This is a genomic window from Caballeronia sp. NCF2 (assembly GCF_023631205.1).
In the GTDB taxonomy this organism is placed as follows: domain Bacteria; phylum Pseudomonadota; class Gammaproteobacteria; order Burkholderiales; family Burkholderiaceae; genus Caballeronia; species Caballeronia zhejiangensis.
On sequence record NZ_JALQDN010000045.1, the window covers coordinates 87,177 to 107,454 of the forward strand.

Genomic DNA, 20,278 nt, shown 5'->3' on the forward strand with positions numbered 1-20,278 from the left:
ACGAATCACGCCAGTTTTCCTAAAATGGGACGACGATGTACGACTTGCTGAAAACCATCGACGATCCGGACGATCTCCGCGCCCTCGATCGCCGCCAATTGCAACCGCTGGCCGACGAGCTGCGAGCCTACGTGCTCGATAGCGTGTCCCAGACGGGCGGCCATCTGTCGTCCAATCTGGGCACGGTGGAGCTGACCATCGCGTTGCACTATGTGTTCGATACGCCTAATGACCGCATCGTCTGGGACGTCGGTCATCAGACGTATCCGCACAAGATCCTGACCGGCCGCCGCGATCAGATGCCGGGGCTGCGCCAGCTCGGCGGCATCTCCGGTTTCCCGCGCCGCGCCGAATCCGAATACGACACCTTCGGCACCGCGCATTCGAGCACGTCGATTTCGGCTGCGCTCGGCATGGCGATCGCCAACAAGCTGCAGGGCGACAACCGCTTTTCGATCGCCGTGATCGGCGACGGCGCGATGACCGCGGGCATGGCCTTCGAAGCGATGAACAACGCGGGCGTCGCCGACGACGTGCCGCTGCTCGTCATCCTCAACGACAACGACATGTCGATTTCGCCGCCGGTCGGCGCGTTGAATCGCCATCTCGCGCGTCTGATGTCGGGCCGTTTCTACGCCGCCGCGCGCGCGGGCGTCGAACGCGTGCTGCGCCATGCGCCGCCCGTGCTCGATCTCGCGCGCAAGCTCGAAGAGCACGCGAAGGGCATGATCGTACCGGCCACGCTATTCGAGGAGTTCGGCTTCAACTACATCGGCCCGATCGACGGTCACGATCTCGATTCGCTGATCCCGACGCTGCAGAACATCAAGGAACTGCGCGGCCCGCAATTCCTGCACGTCGTCACTAAGAAAGGCCAGGGCTACAAGCTCGCGGAAGCCGATCCGGTGCTGTATCACGGTCCGGGCAAGTTCAATCCGGCTGAAGGCATCAAGCCGTCGACGGCGCCATCGAAGAAGACTTACACGCAGGTGTTCGGCGAATGGCTGTGCGACGCCGCAGCGCAAGACTCGCGCGTGGTCGGCATCACGCCGGCGATGCGCGAAGGCTCCGGCATGGTCGAGTTCGAGAAGCGCTTCCCGGACCGCTATTTCGATGTCGGCATCGCCGAACAGCACGCGGTGACCTTCGCGGGCGGCCTGGCCGCGGACGGCATGAAGCCGGTCGTCGCCATCTATTCGACCTTCCTGCAACGCGCGTATGACCAACTGATCCACGACGTCGCGCTGCAGAATCTGCCAGTCGTGTTCGCGATCGATCGCGCGGGCCTCGTCGGCGCGGACGGCGCGACGCACGCGGGCAACTACGATCTCGCGTTCCTGCGCTGCATCCCGAACATGACGGTGATGGCCGCGTCGGACGAAAACGAGTGCCGCCAGATGCTCTACACGGCGCTGCAGCAGCCGAACCCGACGGCCGTGCGCTATCCGCGCGGCGCGGGCACCGGCGTGGCGACGGTCAAGCAGATGACCGCGATTCCGGTCGGCAAGGGCGAGATTCGCCGCGAGTCGTCGCAAAAGCTGGGCTCGGGCAAGCGCATCGCGATTTGCGCGTTCGGCACGATGGTCGCGCCGTCGCTCGCCGCCGCCGAGGAACTGGATTTGACCGTCGCCAACATGCGCTTCGTGAAACCGGTCGACGCCGATCTGCTGCGCGAACTCGCCGCCACGCACGACGCGATCGTCACGATCGAAGAAGGCACGATCATGGGCGGCGCGGGTTCCGCGTGCGTCGAAGCGCTGCTTGCAAGCTCCATCGTGAAGCCCGTGCTGCAACTCGGCTTGCCGGACGTGTTCATCGATCACGGCGATCCGGCCAAGCTGCTGTCGAGCGTCGGACTGGACGCGGCTGGCATCGCCAAGTCGATTCGCGAGCGCTTTATCGACGCAATCGAAAGCGCCAACGCAGGGAAGCTGACGAAGCGCGTCGCCTGACGACGCTTCGCTCGAACGGCGCGCTCGGGGTGCGCCGTGCATCAACGCTTTGGCACACGGCGCGGGCATCGTCCCGCGCCGTGTGCGCTTGAACGTATCGACCCGCTCGCGTCTTGCGCGACGCGCGGCGCATAAGGACAAAACAAATGAATCAGATGAATCCCGCCTTCGTGATGCCCGACGTCCAGAGCACGCCCGACACGCGTCAGATCGCGATTCAGCGCGTCGGCGTCAAGGGCGTGCGCTATCCGCTGACGGTGCTGACGGAAGACGGGCTGAAGCCGACCGTCGGCGTATGGAACCTCGACGTGCATCTGCCCGCGGAACAGAAGGGCACGCACATGTCGCGTTTCGTCGCGTTGCTGGAAGAGAACCGGCTGCCGGTCGATCAGCACGCGCTGCGCGGATTGCTCTCGCTGATGCTGGCGAAGCTCGAAGCGCACTCCGGCCGTATCGAAGTGACGATGCCGTACTTCGTCATGAAGACCGCGCCGGTCTCGGGCGTGAAGAGCTTGCTGGACTACGAAGTGACGTTTATCGCCGAGCGGCGTGACGGCGACACGCGCATGTCGATCAAAGTGCTCGTGCCGGTGACGAGCCTGTGCCCGTGCTCGAAGAAAATCTCGCAGTACGGCGCGCACAACCAGCGCTCGCACGTCACGATCGCGGCGGAATTGGCCGACGAGATGCCGGTCGAGGAACTGATCCGCATCGCCGAGGAAGAGGCGTCGTGCGAACTGTGGGGCTTGCTGAAGCGTCCGGACGAGAAGTTCGTCACCGAGCGCGCGTATGAAAATCCGAAGTTCGTCGAGGACCTCGTGCGCGATGTCGCGACGCGCCTGAACGCCGACGCGCGCATCGTCGCCTATACGCTCGAAGCCGAGAACTTCGAGTCGATCCACAATCACAGTGCGTATGCCGTGATCGAGCGCGACAAGCGCCGCGACGCCTGAACGTCTAGGCAAGCGCCGTTTCCGCGGAAACGTGCGCTTCCCGCACCGATTCCACCACGAGCGACGCCAGCCGCTCGACGAGCGGCGAGCCCTTTCCCGACGCGCGATGCAGCGCGAGCGGAATCGACGGCAGCGCGGGCAAACCGCCTTCGCCGCCATCGAGCGGACGAACGGTCGACGGCAGGCCGTAGCTCGTTCGCACCGTCACGCCGAGTCCCGCCGCTGCCGCCGCCCACAGTCCGGACAGGCTCGGGCTCGTGAACGCCACACGCCATTTGATGCCCGCACGGTCGAGCGCCGCCGCCGCCGCGCTGTGGAAGAGACACGGCCGATCGAAAACGATGAGCGGCAAGGGCTCGTCGGCGTCGAAATGCCAGGGAACGGTCGATGACGCGATCCAGCGCATCGGCGGCGCGGCGATCGGCTCGGGCAGATTCGACGCCTGACTTTCATCCGGCACGCCCGCCGCACCCCACACGAGCGCGAGATCGAGCTGCGCGCCGCCGATGCGCTCCAGCAGTTCCGTATTGCGCGCGACGCGCGCTTCGATCCGCACTTTCGGGTGCGCTCGCGCGAAGCGTCCGAGCACATCGGGCAGCACGACTTCGCCGAAATCTTCCTGCAGACCGAGCCGGATCCAGCCTTCCAGATCGACGCCGCGAACCGCGACTGCGGCTTCGTCGTTCAGCTCGACGAGCCGCCGCGCGTAGTTGAGCATGACCTCGCCGGCATCGGTGAGTGCGAGCCCGCGTCCCGATTTGCGAAACAGCGGTGTGCCCGCCTGTTCTTCCAGCTTGTGAATCTGGGCGCTGACGGCGGACGTCGAACGCCCGACGCGATCGGCTGCTTTCGCGAAACTCCCGAGGTCCACGCCCGCGACGAAGCTGCGCAACACCGCGAGGTCGAAGGTTGTCTGGCTCATGATGACAGTCCCGATTTGATGAACGGTCCGTCGCAAACTTTGCGATTTTCAGGATGATGTTAAGCGTTCAAACTGGCCCCAGTCAACTTTTCGATGGACTGCGACATGGCCATTTCTCTCGCTTTGAACACCAAAACCGCACTCGGCGATGGACACCGCTGGAAAGTGCTCGGCGTGGGCGTCGCGGCGAACGCGAGCGTGTCGGCGGCGGCGACGGGCTTTCCGACGACCGCCGTCTGGGTGCGCGGCGCCTACCATCTGAGCAACGGGCAACTGGGCGTCGTGCTGGGCGCCCTAGGCTTGGGCGTCGCGCTGTCCGAATTGCCGTGGGGCGTTCTCACCGACAAGTGGGGCGACCGTCCCGTCCTGCTGACCGGTCTTTTTTCGACGGCCGCGGTGCTCGTCGCGATGACTTTGTTCGCGACGCCCGCGACGGCGAGCTTCGGCTGGCTCGTCTTCGCGATGTGCGCGCTCGGCCTGCTCGGCGGCAGCGTCAATGGGTCGAGCGGACGCGCGGTGATGGCGTGGTTCGGCGAAGGCGAGCGCGGCCTCGCGATGAGCATTCGCCAGACGGCTGTGCCGCTCGGCGGCGGCATCGGCGCGGCGTTGCTGCCGTGGCTCGCGTCGTCGCATGGTTTCGGGGCGGTATTCGGCGCGCTGGCCGCGATGTGCGCGCTGTCCGGCATTTTCGCCTGGCGCTGGCTTCACGAGCCGGCTGAAGCCGTTCATCGGGCGATTCGGAGCGCAGGCGCCGCGCCGCTGAAAAACGCGCTGGTCTGGCGCGTCGTGCTGGGCATCGGCATCTTGTGCGTGCCGCAGTTCGCGGTGCTGAGTTTCGCGACGATCTTCATGCACGACGCCGCGCACTTCGGCCTGACCGCGATCAGCACGACGATGGCCACGCTCCAGATCGGTGCGATCGCGATGCGCGTCTGGAGCGGCCGCCACACCGACCGGCACCGCAACCGCCGCACGTACCTGCGCGTATCGACGATCGTCGCGTGCGCGTCGTTCGTCGTGCTCGGTATCGCGACGGCGCTCGGCGCGGTCCATTGGCCCGTTTTGCTCGCGGCGATGCTGATTCTCGCGGGCGTCTGCGTGTCGGCATGGCACGGCGTCGCGTACACGGAACTGGCGACGCTCGCGGGCACCGAACGCGCGGGTACCGCGCTCGGCATGGCGAACACGGCGGTCTTTGTCGGCTTTTTCGTGACGCCGCTCGCCATTCCGCACGTGCTCGCGATCGGTTCCTGGCCGATGGTCTGGCTCGGGGCGGGCGTGTGCGCGTCGCTCGCGTGGCCGTTGTTTCCGAGGCCCGCGCGCGCTTAAACTGGCCGTCCACGTCATCACCACCACGCGGAGCGCATCTTGATTCTCATCGGCCAATACGATTCCCCGTTCGTGCGGCGCGTCGGCATCGCGTTGAAGCTCTACGACATGGCGTTCGAGCATCGCCCGTGGTCGGTGTTCGGCGACGCCGACAAGATCGCGCCGTACAACCCGCTGTGCCGCGTGCCGACGCTCGTGCTCGATTCCGGCGATACGCTCATCGAAAGCACGATGATCCTCGACTATCTCGACGCAGAGGCGGGCGATGCGCGCGCTTTGATTCCATCGGGCGGGCCGGAGCGACGTCAGGCGCTGAAGGTCTGCGCGCTCGCGACCGGTCTCGCCGACAAGGCCGTCGCGCTCGTCTACGAACGCGTGCTGCACAAGGAGAAATCGCAGGCGTGGCTCGATCGCTGCACGGGGCAGGTCGAGCGTGTGTTGAATGCGCTGGAAGCGGACCGCGCTGCGCGCGCGACGCCTTACTGGTTCGGCGATGCAATCGGCCACGCCGATATCGCCGTGGCCTGCGCGCTGCGCTTCGCGCGCGAGGCGCATCCGGAAATTTTCAGCTCGACGCGCTGGCCGACGCTCATCGGCCATAGCGATCGCTGCGAAACGTTGCCCGTCTTCAAGGCGATCGTGCAGCCGTTCAATCCGCCTCGATAAAGTGGCTCAGGCGCGCGCGAGCGACGTGAGATCCCAGCGCGGCTTCACGGTGAACGCGTAGTCGCGCACGGCCTGCTCCGGCCAGCGCGACAGGCGCAGCGCGCCCGCGAGCGCGATCATCGCGCCGTTGTCGGTGCATAGCGACAGGTCGGGATAATGCACGTCGAAGCGGCGCTTTTTCGCCGCCGCCGACAGCGCCTCGCGCAACTGCCGGTTCGCGCCGACGCCGCCCGCCACGACGAGCCGCTTCAACCCCGTTTTCTTCAGCGCGGCGAGCGATTTAGCGACGAGCACGTCCACGGCCGCATCGACGAAACCGCGCGCGAGATCGGCCTTGGCCTGCTCGCAGACGTTGTTGCCGAGCTTGCGGCTGTGCGTGAGCACGGCGGTTTTCAGGCCGCTGAAGCTGAAATCGAGATCGCCGGAATGGAGCATCGGACGCGGCAGCGCGACCGCGCCGGACGTGCCGAATTCCGCGAGCCGCGACACTTCCGGGCCGCCCGGATAGCCGAGGCCGAGCAGCTTCGCGGTCTTGTCGAAGGCTTCGCCGGCGGCGTCGTCGAGTGTTTCGCCGAGCGTCTCGTAGACGCCGACATCGGTCACGCGCATCAACTGCGTGTGTCCGCCGGACACGAGCAGCGCGACGAACGGAAAGGGCGGCGGCGCGTCGACGAGCAGCGGCGACAGCAAATGCCCTTCCAGATGATGGATGCCGACGGTCGGCTTGTCCCACGCCATCGCCAGCGCATTCGCGATGCTCGCGCCGACGAGCAGCGCCCCCGCGAGCCCCGGCCCTTGCGTGAACGCGATGGCGTCGATGTCGCCGCGCTGTGCGCCGGACTTGTCGAGCACTTCCTCCAGCAGCGGCAGCGCGCGGCGGATGTGATCGCGCGAAGCCAGTTCGGGCACGACGCCGCCGTAATCGCGATGCATCGCGATCTGCGAATGAAGGGCGTGCGAAAGCAGGCCGCGCTCGGTGTCGTAGAGTGCGAGGCCGGTTTCGTCGCAGGAGCTTTCGATGCCTAGAACTAGCATGGATTCAATGCGTTAGAGGAACAGAAAAGTATAGCAGCGGGCGTGATCGAGCGTGTCGAAGGTAAAATGCGCGCCATGGAATCCTTCGATATCGCCGTCATCGGCGCGGGCGCGGCCGGCATGATGTGCGCGGCCGTGGCCGCTCAATCCGGACGCCGCGTCGTCCTCATCGACCACGCAGAGCGTCTCGCCGAAAAAATCCGCATCTCCGGCGGCGGGCGCTGCAACTTCACGAACATCAACGCGCAGCCGGCCAACTTTCTGTCGGCGAATCCGCATTTTTGCCGCTCCGCGCTCGCCCGCTACACGCCGCGCGATTTTCTCGCGCTGCTCAAGCAATACCGCGTGAAGTGGCACGAGAAGCACAAGGGCCAGCTCTTCTGCGACGACTCCAGCGAGACCATCATCGACGTGCTCAAAAGCGAGTGCGATGCCGGTCGCGTCGCGTGGCGGCGTCCGGTCGCCGTGCATGAGGTCCGTCACGACGGCGCGCGTTTCGCGCTCGATACGAACGCGGGCGCGATCGGCGCGGCGGCGCTCGTGATCGCGACCGGCGGCCTGTCGATTCCGAAGATCGGCGCGACGGATTTCGGCTATCGCGTCGCCAAGCAGTTCGGCCACAAGCTCGTCGATACGCGTCCGGCGCTCGTGCCGCTCACGTTCACGTCCGCCGACTGGGCGCCGTTCGCGCAGCTGTCGGGGCTTTCGCTGCCGGTTCGCATCAGCACGGGCAAAGGCAAGACGCGCGGCGAATTCGACGAAGACTTGCTGCTCACGCATCGCGGCGTGTCAGGGCCGGGCGTGCTGCAGATTTCGAGCTACTGGAACACGTCGGAGCCGATTCACGTCGATCTGCTTCCCGACCTCGATCCGACCGCCATGCTGATCGAAGCCAAAGCCGGCTCGAAAAAGCAGATCGGCAATTTTCTGGCCGAGCACGTTCCCGCGCGTCTCGCGCACGCGTGGCTCGAAGCGCAGCGCGTGCCGGTCGACGCGCGCCTCGCCGATCTGCCGGATCGCACGCTGAAGGCGATCGGCGCATCGCTGTCGGACTGGACGCTCACGCCGAGCGGCACCGAAGGCTATCGCAAGGCGGAAGTCACGCGCGGCGGCGTCGACACGCGCGAGCTTTCATCCGCGACGATGATGAGCGAGCGCGTCGCGGGGCTCTATTTCATCGGCGAGGCGGTCGATGTCACCGGCTGGCTCGGCGGCTATAACTTCCAGTGGGCGTGGGCTTCGGGCGTCGCCGCGGGCAAGGCCGCCGCGGAGTACGCGCGAGACGCGGCGACGACCGCCTGAGGGCGTCCGTCCGGGGGTTTTGGCGAGTCTCGAAACGCGGACCCGTTTGCTATACTCGGACGGTCATCGGAGGATTCTCTCCGCTTTCCGCTGGCGCCAGGAAGGCTGTCTGCTAATCCCGCTTGAGGAGGCGTTCCCAAGCGGGTTTTTGCATTCGCGGGACCGCCGCGCGCCGGCCGGAATTCAAACTTTCGCAATTGCACCGGGTGAACGATGAGCCTCAAAGACCAGATCAACGACGACATGAAGACTGCCATGCGCGCGAAGGAAACCGAGCGTCTCGGCACGATTCGCCTGCTGCTCGCGGCAATCAAGCAGCGCGAAGTCGACGATCGCGTCACGCTCGACGACGCGGGCATCACCGCCGTCATCGACAAGATGATCAAGCAGCGCAAGGATTCGATCAGCCAGTTCGAAGCCGCGAGCCGCACCGATCTCGCCGACAAGGAGAAAGCGGAGCTGGCGGTGCTGGCGGCGTATATGCCCGAACAGCTTTCCGCCGAAGCGATCGCTGCCGAAGTCCAGGCAGCCGTCGCCGCGACCGGCGCCGCCGGGCCGCAGGACATGGGCAAGGTGATGGGCGTGCTGAAGCCGAAGCTCGCCGGCAAGGCCGACATGACCGCCGTCTCCGCGCAGGTGAAAGCCGCACTCGCCAAGTAACGTCCGCAGCTTTCGATCGGTGATTCCGCACGCTTTCCTGCAGGATTTGCTCAACCGCGTCGACATCGTCGACGTGGTGGGCCGCTACGTCCAGTTAAAAAAGGGCGGCGCGAATTTCATGGGCCTTTGCCCATTTCACAACGAGAAAAGCCCGTCGTTCACGGTCAGCCCGACCAAGCAGTTCTATCACTGCTTCGGCTGCGGCGCGCACGGCACCGCGATCGGCTTTCTGATGGAGCACACCGGGCTCACGTTTCCCGAGGCCGTGAAAGACCTGGCGCAAGGCGCCGGCCTGACGGTTCCGCAGGAGCCTTCCAACTCGTTCCGCGGTGGCGGCGGCGACAGCGCACCGAGCAAGGCGTTCAGCGTCGCGTTGACGGACGTCATGCAGACGGCGTGCGATTTCTATCGCAAGCAGTTGCGCGGCGCGCCGAACGCCATCGAATATCTGAAAAAGCGCGGCTTGACCGGTGAGGTCGCCGCGCGCTTCGGGCTCGGCTACGCGCCGGATGGCTGGCAGAACCTCGAGGCGGCCTTTCCCGATTATCGGGATGAAAACCTGGTCGAGTCGGGTTTGGTGATCGTCAGCGAAAAAACGGATTCTCAAGGACAGGCGCGACGTTACGATCGTTTTCGCGAACGCGTGATGTTCCCGATCCGCAATGTGAAGGGCAACGTGATCGGCTTCGGCGGGCGCGTGCTCGATGGTGGCGAGCCTAAATATCTGAACTCGCCGGAGACGCCGCTGTTCAGCAAGGGCAGCGAGCTGTACGGCCTGTTCGAAGCGCGCTTGGCGATTCGTGAACTGGGTTACGTGCTCGTCGTCGAAGGGTATATGGACGTCGTCGCGCTCGCTCAACTGGGTTTTGCGAACGCCGTGGCGACGCTCGGCACGGCGTGTACGCCGATCCACGTGCAGAAGCTGTTTCGTCAGACGGATACCGTCGTCTTCAGTTTCGACGGCGATTCGGCCGGGCGGCGAGCCGCGCGTCGCGCGCTGGAAGCGGCGCTGCCGCACGCTGCGGACAACCGGACCATCAAGTTCCTCTTTCTGCCGAAGGAGCACGATCCGGACAGCTACGTGCGCGAGTTCGGCACGGACGGGTTCGGCGAGCAGGTCGATCGCGCGATGCCGCTGTCGCAGTTCCTACTGAACGAGGTACTGAACGACAAGGAGCTGGAGCAGCCCGAAGGCCGAGCGAAAGCGCTCTTCGACGCTAAACCGCTGCTGCAGGCGCTGCCCGCAAACGCGTTGCGGGTGCAGATCCTGCATATGCTCGCGGACCGGCTCGACACGCCGTTCACCGAAATCGCCGCGCTATGCGACATCGATTCGCGCGCTGCGGCCGTCGCGCGGGCAAACGTGCCGAAGAGCGAGCGGCGCCGCGTCACCGGACAGGAACAGCGCGCGCTGCGCAATCTGGTGATGTATCCGGGCATCGCGGTTTCGCTCGATCAGGACAGCGAGCGCACCCTCGTAACGATGACCGAGCACGGCGAATTGTTCAGCGAAGTGATCTCGCACGCGCGCGAACTCGGCGATGCCGCGCAGTTCCAGTTGCTGTCGGAGATCTTGAGAAATGCAGCAAACGCGCCCACATACGACGATATCTTTCAGGAAATTCTCGCCTATGATGAAAACGTTCGCGATTTGCTGATGCGCGATCCGTCCGATGAGGACGCGGCGCAGCGAGTCGAGGAACAAAAGCGTCTGCTGGCGGAAGAATTGCAAGCAACAGTGGTGAAGCTGAGGCACGACAGCTACCGGGCGCGGCTGGATCAACTGGCGCGGCAATCGAGTCTGTCGGCGGAAGAGGTCGCGGAGTTCTCGGAGTTGTCGGCGAGAGTGGCGCAGATCAAGGCTGGGCGGGGCGCCGGCGCGGATGGCGCAAGGTGAGAATGCTATAATAAAAAGTTCAAGTGAATTGCTTTTTGTCAACTGTTCAGGCGCTTTCGTCGTTTTTTCACGGTAGATGGGCGGCAGCGGTCGAGCAGTTGGCAAAGGGCATGTGAAGTTGTTTGCAGAGGGAAGCGAAGCAGGAAGGCGCTGGCTGAATGGACCGTAGGCGACGAAGGTGGCACACGCCGCATAAGTCACACGAAACGGGCCGATAAGCACGCCGGCGAACAGACGGGCGCAAGGGAAGCGGCTGCTATCGAGGGTAGGGCGAGGAGACGATTCACACTCGTCCGAACCGCGATGGCGCCCCGGGCAGGGCACGCAGGACGAAGCAGCGTGCGCGTATTGGGTATTCACGGTTCCATCGGCTGTTGTCCAGCAGCCGCGAGTCGAGACTAAAGCCGGTATGGCGAACTCCATGACGAAAAAGCTGAACGATGTATCCGTCGAAGACGACGCAATGCAAAACGCAGAGTCTGGCGCCGCTCCTGCGGCGAAGGTCGAAAAGGCGAAGGCCCGCGATCGCCGCGCGAAGGAAAAAGCGCTGCTGAAGGACGCGTTCTCGTCGAGCGCGCCCGGCACCGTCGAGGAATTGGAAGAGCGGCGCGGCAAGCTGCGCGCGCTCATCAAGCTCGGCAAGGAGCGCGGCTTCCTCACCTACGGCGAGATCAACGACCACCTTCCGGACAACTTCACGGAAACCGAGGCGATCGAAGGCATCATCAGCACGTTCAATGACATGGGCGTGGCGGTGTACGAGCAAGCGCCCGATGCCGAAACGCTGCTGCTGAACGACAACGCGCCGAACGCGTCGTCCGACGACGAAGTCGAGGAAGAGGCCGAAGTCGCGCTTTCCACGGTTGATTCCGAATTCGGCCGCACGACCGATCCGGTCCGGATGTACATGCGCGAGATGGGCACCGTCGAACTGTTGACGCGCGAAGGCGAAATCGAGATCGCGAAGCGCATCGAAGACGGCCTCAAGCACATGGTCATGGCGATCTCCGCGTGCCCGACGACCATCGCCGACATTCTCGCGATGGCCGAGCGCGTGCAGAACGAGGAAGTGCGCGTCGATGAACTCGTCGACGGCCTGATCGATCCGAACGCGCAGGACACCGATGGCTTCTCCGAGCAGGAAGCGGAAGCGATCGAATCGGAAGAAGAAGAGACCGCGGAAGAGGGCGAAGAGGAAGAGGAAGAAGAGGACGACGGCAGCGCGCAGGCAAGCGCGAACGCCGCTCAACTCGAAGCACTCAAGCTCCAGTCGCTCGAGAAGTTCGCGCTCATCAGCGAATGGTTCGACAAGATGCGCCGCGCCTACGAGAAGGAAGGCTATAAATCGAAGGCATATCTGAAGGCGCAGGAAGCCATTCAGACGGAACTCATGAACATTCGCTTCACCGCGCGTACCGTCGAGCGCCTGTGCGATACGCTGCGCGCGCAAGTGGACGAAGTGCGTCAGGTCGAGCGGCAGATCCTGCATACGGTTGTCGACAAGTGCGGCATGCCGCGCGCCGAGTTCATCACGCGATTCCCCGGCAACGAGACGGATCTCGAATGGTCCGACAAGGTCGTCGCCGAGGGTCACGAGTACAGCGCGGTGCTGGAGCGCAATATTCCGGCGATCCGCGAGCAGCAGCAGCGTCTGCTGGATTTGCAGGCGCGCGTCGTTCTGCCGTTGAAGGATCTGAAGGAAACCAACCGTCAGATGGCGGCGGGCGAGTTGAAGGCGCGTCAGGCGAAGCGCGAAATGACGGAGGCGAATCTGCGCCTCGTGATTTCCATCGCGAAGAAGTACACGAATCGTGGCCTGCAGTTCCTCGATCTGATCCAGGAAGGCAACATTGGCTTGATGAAGGCGGTGGACAAGTTCGAATATCGTCGCGGCTACAAGTTTTCGACGTACGCGACGTGGTGGATTCGTCAGGCGATCACGCGTTCGATCGCGGATCAGGCGCGCACCATTCGCATTCCGGTCCACATGATCGAAACGATCAACAAGATGAACCGTATTTCGCGGCAGATCTTGCAGGAGACCGGGCTCGAGCCGGATCCGGCGACGCTCGCCGAGAAGATGGAAATGCCCGAGGACAAGATCCGCAAGATCATGAAGATCGCGAAGGAGCCGATCTCCATGGAAACGCCGATCGGCGACGACGACGATTCGCATCTCGGCGATTTCATCGAGGATACGAACACGGTGGCGCCGTCCGATGCCGCGCTGCATGCATCGATGCGCGACGTCGTGAAGGACGTGCTCGATTCGCTGACGCCGCGCGAGGCGAAGGTGCTGCGCATGCGGTTCGGGATCGAGATGAGCACGGATCACACGCTGGAAGAGGTCGGCAAGCAGTTCGACGTGACGCGTGAGCGGATTCGCCAGATCGAGGCGAAGGCGCTGCGCAAGCTGCGGCATCCGAGCCGGTCGGACAAGTTGAAGTCGTTCCTCGAAGGCAACTGACGGGACTTGTTTTGAGAGGCGTTGTGAGGCAAACTCGCTACCCTTCGTAGTCGCCTCGCGCAATGTTCTGAAGTGACAGAAAGCGCCGTTTGCGGCGCTTTCTTTTTGCACGCTCTGCCTGCACAGGGCCGGAAGCTTAACTGGTATAAGCTGTCGACTCATAATCGACCGATAGTGGGTTCGAGCCCCACCCGGCCCACCAGCACTTGCTCAAAAGTATCAGGGGGTTAGCGGATTTGCGTCCCTGATAAGGCGCTTTCGGGGACACTCGGGGACAAAGTGGGTCACGTGACCCACTCGGGCTTTTTGACACTCGCGCATCTCACCGCCGCCGGTTCAAGAGACGTTCACGCTTGCCGATACGCTTGAGCATATTTGCGAGATCGCCGAGGAGCGCGGCGTGCTATGCCTGTCGAGCGAATGCAGAACGATATGCAGGTACTGGCAGCAAAACATAGCGGGCGCTGTGTTTCGAAGCACTATACCGATGCGCAAACGTCTCTGCTTTGGCAGTGCGAAGAAGGACATCGCTGGCGTGCCAAGCTCGGTAAGGTCAACAGAAGCCGGTGTCCGGTGTGTGCCCTCGATCGCAAGCGTCTGGGCATTGGAAACACGCACGAAATTTGCCGCAGGTTACGGCGGAAAGTGCCTGTCCGACGATTACACAAACAATAGTGTCCTATTGCGCTGGGAATGTGCAAAGGGGCATACGTGGCAGGCGAAGCCCGTGAAGATCATGATCGGCCATTGGTGCCGGACCTGTGCGGTCGAACGGACACGTCTAGGCGTTGAGAAGATGCACGACGCCGCTGCGATGCACGGTGGCAAGTGTTTGTCGGAGACCGACGTCAACACCATCACGCCGTTGGAATGGCAATGCATGGACGGGCATACCTGGAGTGCAAGGCCCGAGAGCATCATTCGGACCGGAAGCTGCTGTCCGGTGTGCCGAGCGGTGAAAATAGCGCAGGCCGGAAAAATCCGGCTTAAATTTGAAGAAGGTTTCGAAGGGCAAAGTCCCGATTCTGCTGTGAAGAGTCCGGATTGGTTCTCTGATGGCCCTGGTGGGTCAAACGCGGTGACGCTTGCGGGTCAGGGGCGATCTCGCCCCTGACAGCTCAGCCAACTCAGCCCAGGCAATACACCCTCGAAACCGTCCCCCGAAACAACGCCTGACGTTCCTCAGCACTTGCCTGTGAAGTCAATCGCTTGAACGCGTTCCAGCCGTTACTGAACGGGTAAGAACCCTTATCGACCGGAAAATTGCTTTCGAACATGCAGCGATCCGCGCCGAACGCTTCGATGCAGGTCAGCATCCACGGCTTCCAGGCTTCGGACAATTCAATCGATGAAGGTGGCCGCTCACCTTTTTCGAAGTCGAAACCGTTGATACGCATTCCGAGTCCGCCCACCTTCACATAAACGTTCGGCAACCGCGCAAGTTCGCGCATCGAACGCGACCATGCATCGAAGACCTCCTTGCGCTGATCCGCGTAGCTGGCGATTCTGACCACTCCCCCACAGTGATTGACGATGAACGGCGTGTCGGGATTTGCCTTCGCCAAATCGAACAATTCGGGAAGCTGAGGGAAAAACAGCCATGCGTCGTAGGAGAGGCCCAAGGCTTTCAACTGCGCGACGCCCGCACGATAACCGGAGTCGAGCAGAAGCCCGCGAGGAACTGCCGAAAGCGGGTTCACTAGCGTGGCGTCCGCATCCCAGGTTACGAGGTGCCGTACACCGCGCAAGCGGCCGTCGCCGGCCTCGAGTTCCGCTTCGAGTACGTTTCGCACGGCAGCGCCGCGACGGAGATCCGCGTATCCGACGATGCCCTTCGCTACCTGCGGCTTCTCTTCCTGCATCGGCGCGGTGACTTGAGCCACATACTCCACTTCGCCGATCGGCCGCATCGGTTCCGGACCCGTGGTGCGGTACCGCGTAAGCGCCTGCATGAAGACAGACGCGGTAATGTTGTGCCCGGACCGTGCATCCTCGAGATACTCGTCGAGCAAATACGTCCAACCCGGGCGCTCATAAAAGTGGTGATGCGCGTCGATGATCGGCATCTCCGGTTCGAGCGCCGCTTCCGTTCCGGATGCAAGCCACTCTGCCCGAACCGGCAGGTAATTGCTGGTCGTACTCATACTGCGCGTTTCCTCTTTGGCGAATGCGTGGCGCACGCTCAGCGCGGGCATCGCGATGGATGCGGCGACCGCGCCAAGCAGCCGGCGCCGGTGAATCGATTGAAGAGTTTGCATGGTCACTTTCCCTTGTTGAACGCGTAGAGGGAAAGCGTCAGCAACGTCGTGAACGCGAGTACGACGGCCAGACCGATCATGCCCGCGGTGAACGTGCCGAAACTATCCTTCAGATAGCCGACCAGATACGGACCGGCAAAGCCGCCCAGCGCGCCGATGGAGTTGATCAGCGCCAGTCCGCCGGCGGCCGCCTGACCCGACAGGAACCGGGCAGGCAGCGTGTAGAAAATCGTTCGGCCTGCGATGGTGCCGATCAACGCCAGCGTGATGCCCGTCAACGCAGGCACCAGTTGCTGAAAATATGTCGAGATGCCGAGCGCGACCGCGCCGATGAAAAGACCAGCCGCGAGGTTGGCGATATGGCCACCGCGGCGATCGACGCGCTTCGCCCACCACAAGAGCGCGACGGTCGCGAAGAAATACGGCACCGCCGATACCCAGCCCGTCTGCGTCACGCTCATGCCGTGCGCCTTGAGCATCTGCGGCAGCCATATGCCGATGCCGTAGGAGCCCATCGTGAAGCCGAAGGAAATCATCGCGAGGATGTACATCCGCACATCTTTGAGCGCTGCGCCGAAATCCTTTTTCTTCTGGCTCGCAGCGCCCTCGCGATCGAACGCGCTTTGCAGCGCCTGACGCTCCTCGGGCGAGAGCCACTTCGCATCGGCGGGTTTGTCCGCGAGCATCTTCAGGACGAAGAAGCCGAGAATGCACGCCGGCAGGCCTTCGACGATAAACATCCATTTCCATCCGGCAAGGCCGAGCAAGCCGTCCATCTTCAGCAGCCAGGTCGACAGCGGTCCGCCCACTAGCGACGAAAGCGGCGTCGAGACCGTGAACCATGCGAGCACCCGAGTGCGATAACTGGCCGGAAACCACACTGCGAGGAAGAAGATCACGCCAGGGAAGAATCCGGCCTCGCCGATTCCCAGCAGAAGACGAATCACGTAGAAGCTCGTCGGTCCAACCGCGAGCGCCGTCGCGGCGGCGAAGAAGCCCCACGTCATCATGATGCGCGCGAGCCATCGCCGGGCGCCGAAGCGATACAGCGCCAGGTTGCTCGGCACTTCGCACAGGCAATAACCCGCGAACATGATGCCCGCGCCCCAGCCGAACTGCGTCGCGGTCAAGCCGAGGTCGCGGTTCATCGTCAGCGCGGCGAACCCGACGCTGGTGCGATCGAGATAGTTGAAGAAATAGGCGAGCGCAAGCAAGGGGATGAAACGCCACGCGGCCTTTCTGACGGCCTGCTGTTCGAGCGTCGTATCGACCGCGCTCTCGGCCGTCATGTTCGATGAAATGGATGTCATGCTTCGTCTCCGGACGGAACACCCAACGCGCGGGCTCATGCCGGCCTACGCGAAGCGGCGTTCCTTTTATGCTGTTGTGCTCAGGCGCTCGCCAGTTCGTTGGCGGAGGGACTGGAAGGATCGTGGGAAAAGGCCGCCTGGCACTTCACGATGCCGGCGTCCGCCAACTGCCTCAGGTCTTCCGATGAGTAACCCAGCTCCAGAAGCAGCGCCTGCGTGTCCTGACCCAGCGAAGGTGGACCTGCGCGAAGCCGCAGACGCTCGCCGCCAAGGGTCAAAGGCAGCAATGCGGTCTTCGTCTGTACTGCTTTGCCCGCGCCGCTTGCGTCGGATGGCAGGGTGACATCGGCAAGTCCGTCCGTTGCGAGCAGATGCGGATCGTCGAAAAGATCCTGCGGCTTCGTGATCGGCGCGTACGGCAGCCCGCAGCGCTCGAAGATGGCGCCGATCTCGGCAGCAGTGAACGCTTCCATGTGGGCGCGAAGCCGCGGCATCAGCCATTCGCGGGCTTGCACGCGCTGATTGTTGCTGGCGATACGCGCGTCGGCCTTCAGATCGTCGAGGCCGAAGGCATCGCAGAAGAGCGCCCATTGCGTATCGGAGACGACCGCCAGGAAGATCTGATCGCCGTTCTTCACCGAAAAGACGTCATAGACTGCCCAGGCCGAAATGCGGCTTGGCATCGGCGCGGCGGTTTGTCCCGTCACGGCGTATTGCATCATGTGCTGCGCCACGAGAAACACGTTGTTCTCGAACAGGGCGCTCTGCACCTCTTGTCCGCGGCCGGTCCGCTCGCGTTGTGCCAGCGCCGCCATTGCGCCGATCGCGCCGAACATGCCGCCCATGATGTCGTTGACGCTCGTGCCTGCCCGCAAGGGTCTGCCTTCGGGACCGGTCATGTACGCGAGACCGCCCATCATCTGCACGACTTCGTCGAGCGCGGTGCGATGGTCGTAGGGACCGGGCAGGAAGCCCTTGTGCGACACATAGATCAGACGAGGATTGAGTCTGGACAAGGCCGAATAGCCGAGGCCGAGCTTGTCCACGGTGCCGCTCTTGAAGTTCTCGCTGAAGACATCGGCGTTCGCAAGCAGCTTGTGCACGATCTCCACACCGCGCGGGTCTTTCAGATCGACGGCGATGCTTTTCTTGTTGCGGTTGAACGTGCTGAAGAAGCCTGCTCCCGAGCCTCGCAGATTGCGGGTGCTGTCGCCGGTGATCGGCTCGACCTTGATCACTTCCGCGCCGAGGTCCGCCAGCACCATGCCGCACGTCGGCCCCATCACCATGTGCGTCATCTCTACGACGCGCACGCCGCTGTACGGCAAGGACTGATCCGATTGCACTTCGCTCATTGCGCCGCTCCCAACAAACAGCCTTCCGGCTGGGGCGCACTCGGCGCGCGCCCGTCTGCGTACGAGAAACCTTTCGGCAATCCCGCGTCCTGTACGTGTCCGTAGAGCGCTTCGCCCGGAAGCGCCTGTGCGAGGATCGAGCGCGCGGCAATGAGCTTGTCGATGTCTATGCCCGTGTCGTAGCCCATCGCCTCGAGCAGAAACGCGAGGTCTTCGGTAACGATGTTCCCCGTCGCGCCCGGCGCGTAGGGACAGCCGCCGAGGCCCGCCTGACTCGAATCGATCGTGGTGACGCCGGCATCGAGTGCCGCCACGACATTCGCCAGGCCTTGACCGCGCGTGTTGTGGAAATGAGCGCCGCCCGCCTTCGCGCCGACTTCCGATTGCAGCCGGCGAAACAGGCGGCGAACCTGAACGGGGTTGGCATAACCGCTCGTATCGGACAGGCCGATTTCGTCGACACCGCATTCGGCCATCGCGAGGCACATGCGCATCGTCTGGTCGTCGGTCACGGTGCCCGCGATCGTGCAGCCGAATGCGACCGATACACCCGCTTCGATTTCTGTTCCGGGGAACTGCTCATCGCGCAGCGCGACAATGCTGCGCACCTCATCGATCAACTGCGCGGTCGTTTTGCGGACATTAGCCAACGCGTGTTCATCGGTGACGGACACCGGCAACGTGACTTTATGGACGCCGGCTTCGAACGCGCTTTGCGAGCCGCGCAGGTTCGGCGCCAGTACAGCGACACGAAGGTCCGGAATGGATAACGCGTGAGCGACGACTTCGCGGATATCGGCCATTTGGGGCAGAAGTTTCGGCGGAACGAACGATCCCACTTCGATCTCCTTGAGTCCCGCTGCCGCCAGCGCGGATATCCATTCGAGTTTCGCGGACGTCGGCATGACGCTTCGGATGCTCTGCAAGCCGTCGCGCGGGCCGACTTCGCTGATCAGTATTCGGCGATGTGAGGCGCTCATTTCGCTCCTTGGTTCTGTCAGATAGACCTGTGTTTTGTTAGAGAGAACTTTAGGCGAAGATGTCTATCACTGAAAGCGGGGTTAACCCCGGATTTCAGAACTAGAGTTCTACCGGATAGAACTGTATAGTCGTGGAATTTGATTCGGGAGCGGTGCATGACCAAGGAAGACCAGCCGTCCGATACGAACGAGGCGTCGAGCGGCGTCGCCGTTCTTGACCGGGCGTTCGCCATACTCAATGCCTTCGGGCCGACCGACGACCGGCTGACCCTGACCGAGCTTTCACGCCGGACCGAGCTTTATAAGAGTACGGTTTTGAGACTGCTCGGCGCTTTGGAGCATGGCGGATTCATCCGGAAGTTGAGCGACGGGCAATACGCAATCGGTCATCAGCCGTTGCGGCTTGCGACGCTCTATCAGCGGTCGTTTCAGGTGGGGCCTGTGATCGAACCGTTGCTTCAGCAGTTGAGCCGGGACTTGGGCGAAACGGCCAGTTTCTACGTACGCCAGGGCGATCAACGTCTCGTGTTGTATCGCGTCGAACCTAGCCGCAGCGTTCGGGTATCGATTCGCGTCGGAGAGGAGTTCGCGATCGATAAGGGCGCCTCCGGCAAAGTCCTGCTCGCGTTCTCGGAGACACAGGATCCGCGCTGGCAAGAGATCCGCGAACGGCTATGGGCCACCTCGTTTGGCGAGAGGGATCCGGAAACGGCATCGGCCTCGGTGCCCGTGTTCGATTCGACCGGCGAGTTGCAGGGCGCGTTGACGCTTTCAGGACCAAAGGGCCGTTTCGATGCTCCGGCGGTTATCGATGCAGCATTGGCGATGTTGCTCGATAGCGCGCGGCGAGCGACCGTCGCACTGGGCGGAAACGGATCGAGATATGACGCGAGCATCGCGAGCTTCGTGAAAGCGCCGCCAGCCGCCGATGAAAGCGAGCGCTCTGCCTGAAGGACGGCAGTCACATGCTTTCACGCACACGCCGCACGGATGAAGTCGGGAATCTCGACGGCTTTCAGCTTTCCATCGGCTTGTTTGACACACAGCGCGCGCGTCGCGCGAAATTCGCAGATCAGCGTTTCACCGCGCACGATCCGATGCCGCTGAACGTAACGCGGCCGCATAGCACTTGCTAGATCGATCTACTTGCCTTAGAGTCTTTTGACCAGGCCGAGCGTGCCCTGACCGCCCC

Annotated in this window: 16 protein-coding genes and 1 tRNA gene; 11 read left to right on the forward strand and 6 right to left on the reverse strand. The window is 63.2% G+C overall.

Translation table 11 applies throughout. The annotated features are described in order from the left end of the window. Positions 1-35 precede the first annotated feature (35 nt). Positions 36-1,952 (forward strand): 1-deoxy-D-xylulose-5-phosphate synthase, encoded by a 1,917-nt coding sequence (dxs, locus tag NCS02_RS15050; RefSeq protein WP_250523220.1) that lies wholly within the window; start codon positions 36-38, stop codon positions 1,950-1,952. Positions 1,953-2,098: 146 nt separating this feature from the next. Continuing rightward, the gene (folE2, locus tag NCS02_RS15055; RefSeq protein ID WP_175982504.1) at positions 2,099-2,905 is read left to right on the forward strand and encodes a GTP cyclohydrolase FolE2; all 807 of its coding nucleotides are present in this window, start codon (positions 2,099-2,101) and stop codon (positions 2,903-2,905) included. Between the two features lie 4 nt (positions 2,906-2,909). Here folE2 and NCS02_RS15060 read toward each other — a convergent pair whose 3' ends face one another. Next, entirely contained in the window at positions 2,910-3,827 is a 918-nt protein-coding gene (locus NCS02_RS15060) for a LysR substrate-binding domain-containing protein (protein WP_175982503.1), read from the reverse strand. A 105-nt stretch (positions 3,828-3,932) separates the two neighbouring features. Between NCS02_RS15060 and NCS02_RS15065 the strand changes: the two genes are divergently transcribed. Together NCS02_RS15065 and NCS02_RS15070 are read left to right on the forward strand one after the other, a co-directional pair. Continuing rightward, on the forward strand, positions 3,933-5,156 hold the full coding sequence (locus tag NCS02_RS15065) for an MFS transporter (protein ID WP_250502733.1): 1,224 nt from the start codon (positions 3,933-3,935) through the stop codon (positions 5,154-5,156). A gap of 39 nt (positions 5,157-5,195) precedes the next feature. Next, entirely contained in the window at positions 5,196-5,822 is a 627-nt protein-coding gene (locus NCS02_RS15070; protein WP_175982501.1) for a glutathione S-transferase family protein, read from the forward strand. A gap of 6 nt (positions 5,823-5,828) precedes the next feature. Here the strand turns inward: NCS02_RS15070 and tsaD are convergent, their stop codons facing one another. Then, on the reverse strand, positions 5,829-6,857 hold the full coding sequence (tsaD, locus tag NCS02_RS15075; RefSeq protein ID WP_175982500.1) for a tRNA (adenosine(37)-N6)-threonylcarbamoyltransferase complex transferase subunit TsaD: 1,029 nt from the start codon (positions 6,855-6,857) through the stop codon (positions 5,829-5,831). Positions 6,858-6,932: 75 nt separating this feature from the next. Here tsaD and NCS02_RS15080 point away from each other — a divergent pair, with 75 nt between their 5' ends. The 6 genes from NCS02_RS15080 to NCS02_RS15105 all read left to right on the forward strand — a co-directional run bounded on the left by NCS02_RS15080 (position 6,933) and on the right by NCS02_RS15105 (position 14,297). Next, positions 6,933-8,159 (forward strand): BaiN/RdsA family NAD(P)/FAD-dependent oxidoreductase, encoded by a 1,227-nt coding sequence (locus NCS02_RS15080; RefSeq protein ID WP_250502734.1) that lies wholly within the window; start codon positions 6,933-6,935, stop codon positions 8,157-8,159. A gap of 213 nt (positions 8,160-8,372) precedes the next feature. Next, positions 8,373-8,819 (forward strand): GatB/YqeY domain-containing protein, encoded by a 447-nt coding sequence (locus NCS02_RS15085; protein WP_008353959.1) that lies wholly within the window; start codon positions 8,373-8,375, stop codon positions 8,817-8,819. A 19-nt stretch (positions 8,820-8,838) separates the two neighbouring features. Next, positions 8,839-10,716: a DNA primase gene (gene dnaG / locus NCS02_RS15090; RefSeq protein WP_250523221.1), complete on the forward strand. Its 1,878-nt coding sequence runs from the start codon at positions 8,839-8,841 to the stop codon at positions 10,714-10,716. Between the two features lie 409 nt (positions 10,717-11,125). Beyond that, on the forward strand, positions 11,126-13,183 hold the full coding sequence (gene rpoD, locus NCS02_RS15095) for an RNA polymerase sigma factor RpoD (protein ID WP_075583507.1): 2,058 nt from the start codon (positions 11,126-11,128) through the stop codon (positions 13,181-13,183). A gap of 125 nt (positions 13,184-13,308) precedes the next feature. Then, positions 13,309-13,385 (forward strand) — tRNA-Ile (locus tag NCS02_RS15100). Positions 13,386-13,910: 525 nt separating this feature from the next. Continuing rightward, positions 13,911-14,297: a zinc-ribbon domain-containing protein gene (locus NCS02_RS15105; RefSeq protein WP_250459099.1), complete on the forward strand. Its 387-nt coding sequence runs from the start codon at positions 13,911-13,913 to the stop codon at positions 14,295-14,297. A 13-nt stretch (positions 14,298-14,310) separates the two neighbouring features. Here the strand turns inward: NCS02_RS15105 and NCS02_RS15110 are convergent, their stop codons facing one another. The 4 genes from NCS02_RS15110 to NCS02_RS15125 form a co-directional block, all read right to left on the reverse strand. Continuing rightward, the gene (locus NCS02_RS15110; protein WP_250502735.1) at positions 14,311-15,441 is read right to left on the reverse strand and encodes an amidohydrolase family protein; all 1,131 of its coding nucleotides are present in this window, start codon (positions 15,439-15,441) and stop codon (positions 14,311-14,313) included. 2 nt (positions 15,442-15,443) lie between these two features. Beyond that, on the reverse strand, positions 15,444-16,751 hold the full coding sequence (locus NCS02_RS15115; RefSeq protein WP_250502736.1) for an MFS transporter: 1,308 nt from the start codon (positions 16,749-16,751) through the stop codon (positions 15,444-15,446). A gap of 80 nt (positions 16,752-16,831) precedes the next feature. Continuing rightward, positions 16,832-18,106 carry a CaiB/BaiF CoA transferase family protein gene (locus NCS02_RS15120; protein WP_175982495.1) on the reverse strand — a complete coding sequence of 425 codons (1,275 nt, stop codon included), beginning with the start codon at positions 18,104-18,106 and terminating at the stop codon, positions 16,832-16,834. After that, the gene (locus tag NCS02_RS15125; protein ID WP_250440411.1) at positions 18,103-19,086 is read right to left on the reverse strand and encodes a hydroxymethylglutaryl-CoA lyase; all 984 of its coding nucleotides are present in this window, start codon (positions 19,084-19,086) and stop codon (positions 18,103-18,105) included. The genes NCS02_RS15120 and NCS02_RS15125 overlap by 4 nt, the downstream gene beginning before the upstream one ends. Positions 19,087-19,242: 156 nt before the next feature. On the opposite strand from NCS02_RS15125, the gene NCS02_RS15130 reads away from it, so the two are divergent. Next, positions 19,243-20,037: an IclR family transcriptional regulator gene (locus NCS02_RS15130; protein WP_250502737.1), complete on the forward strand. Its 795-nt coding sequence runs from the start codon at positions 19,243-19,245 to the stop codon at positions 20,035-20,037. The last annotated feature ends 241 nt before the right edge of the window (positions 20,038-20,278 follow it).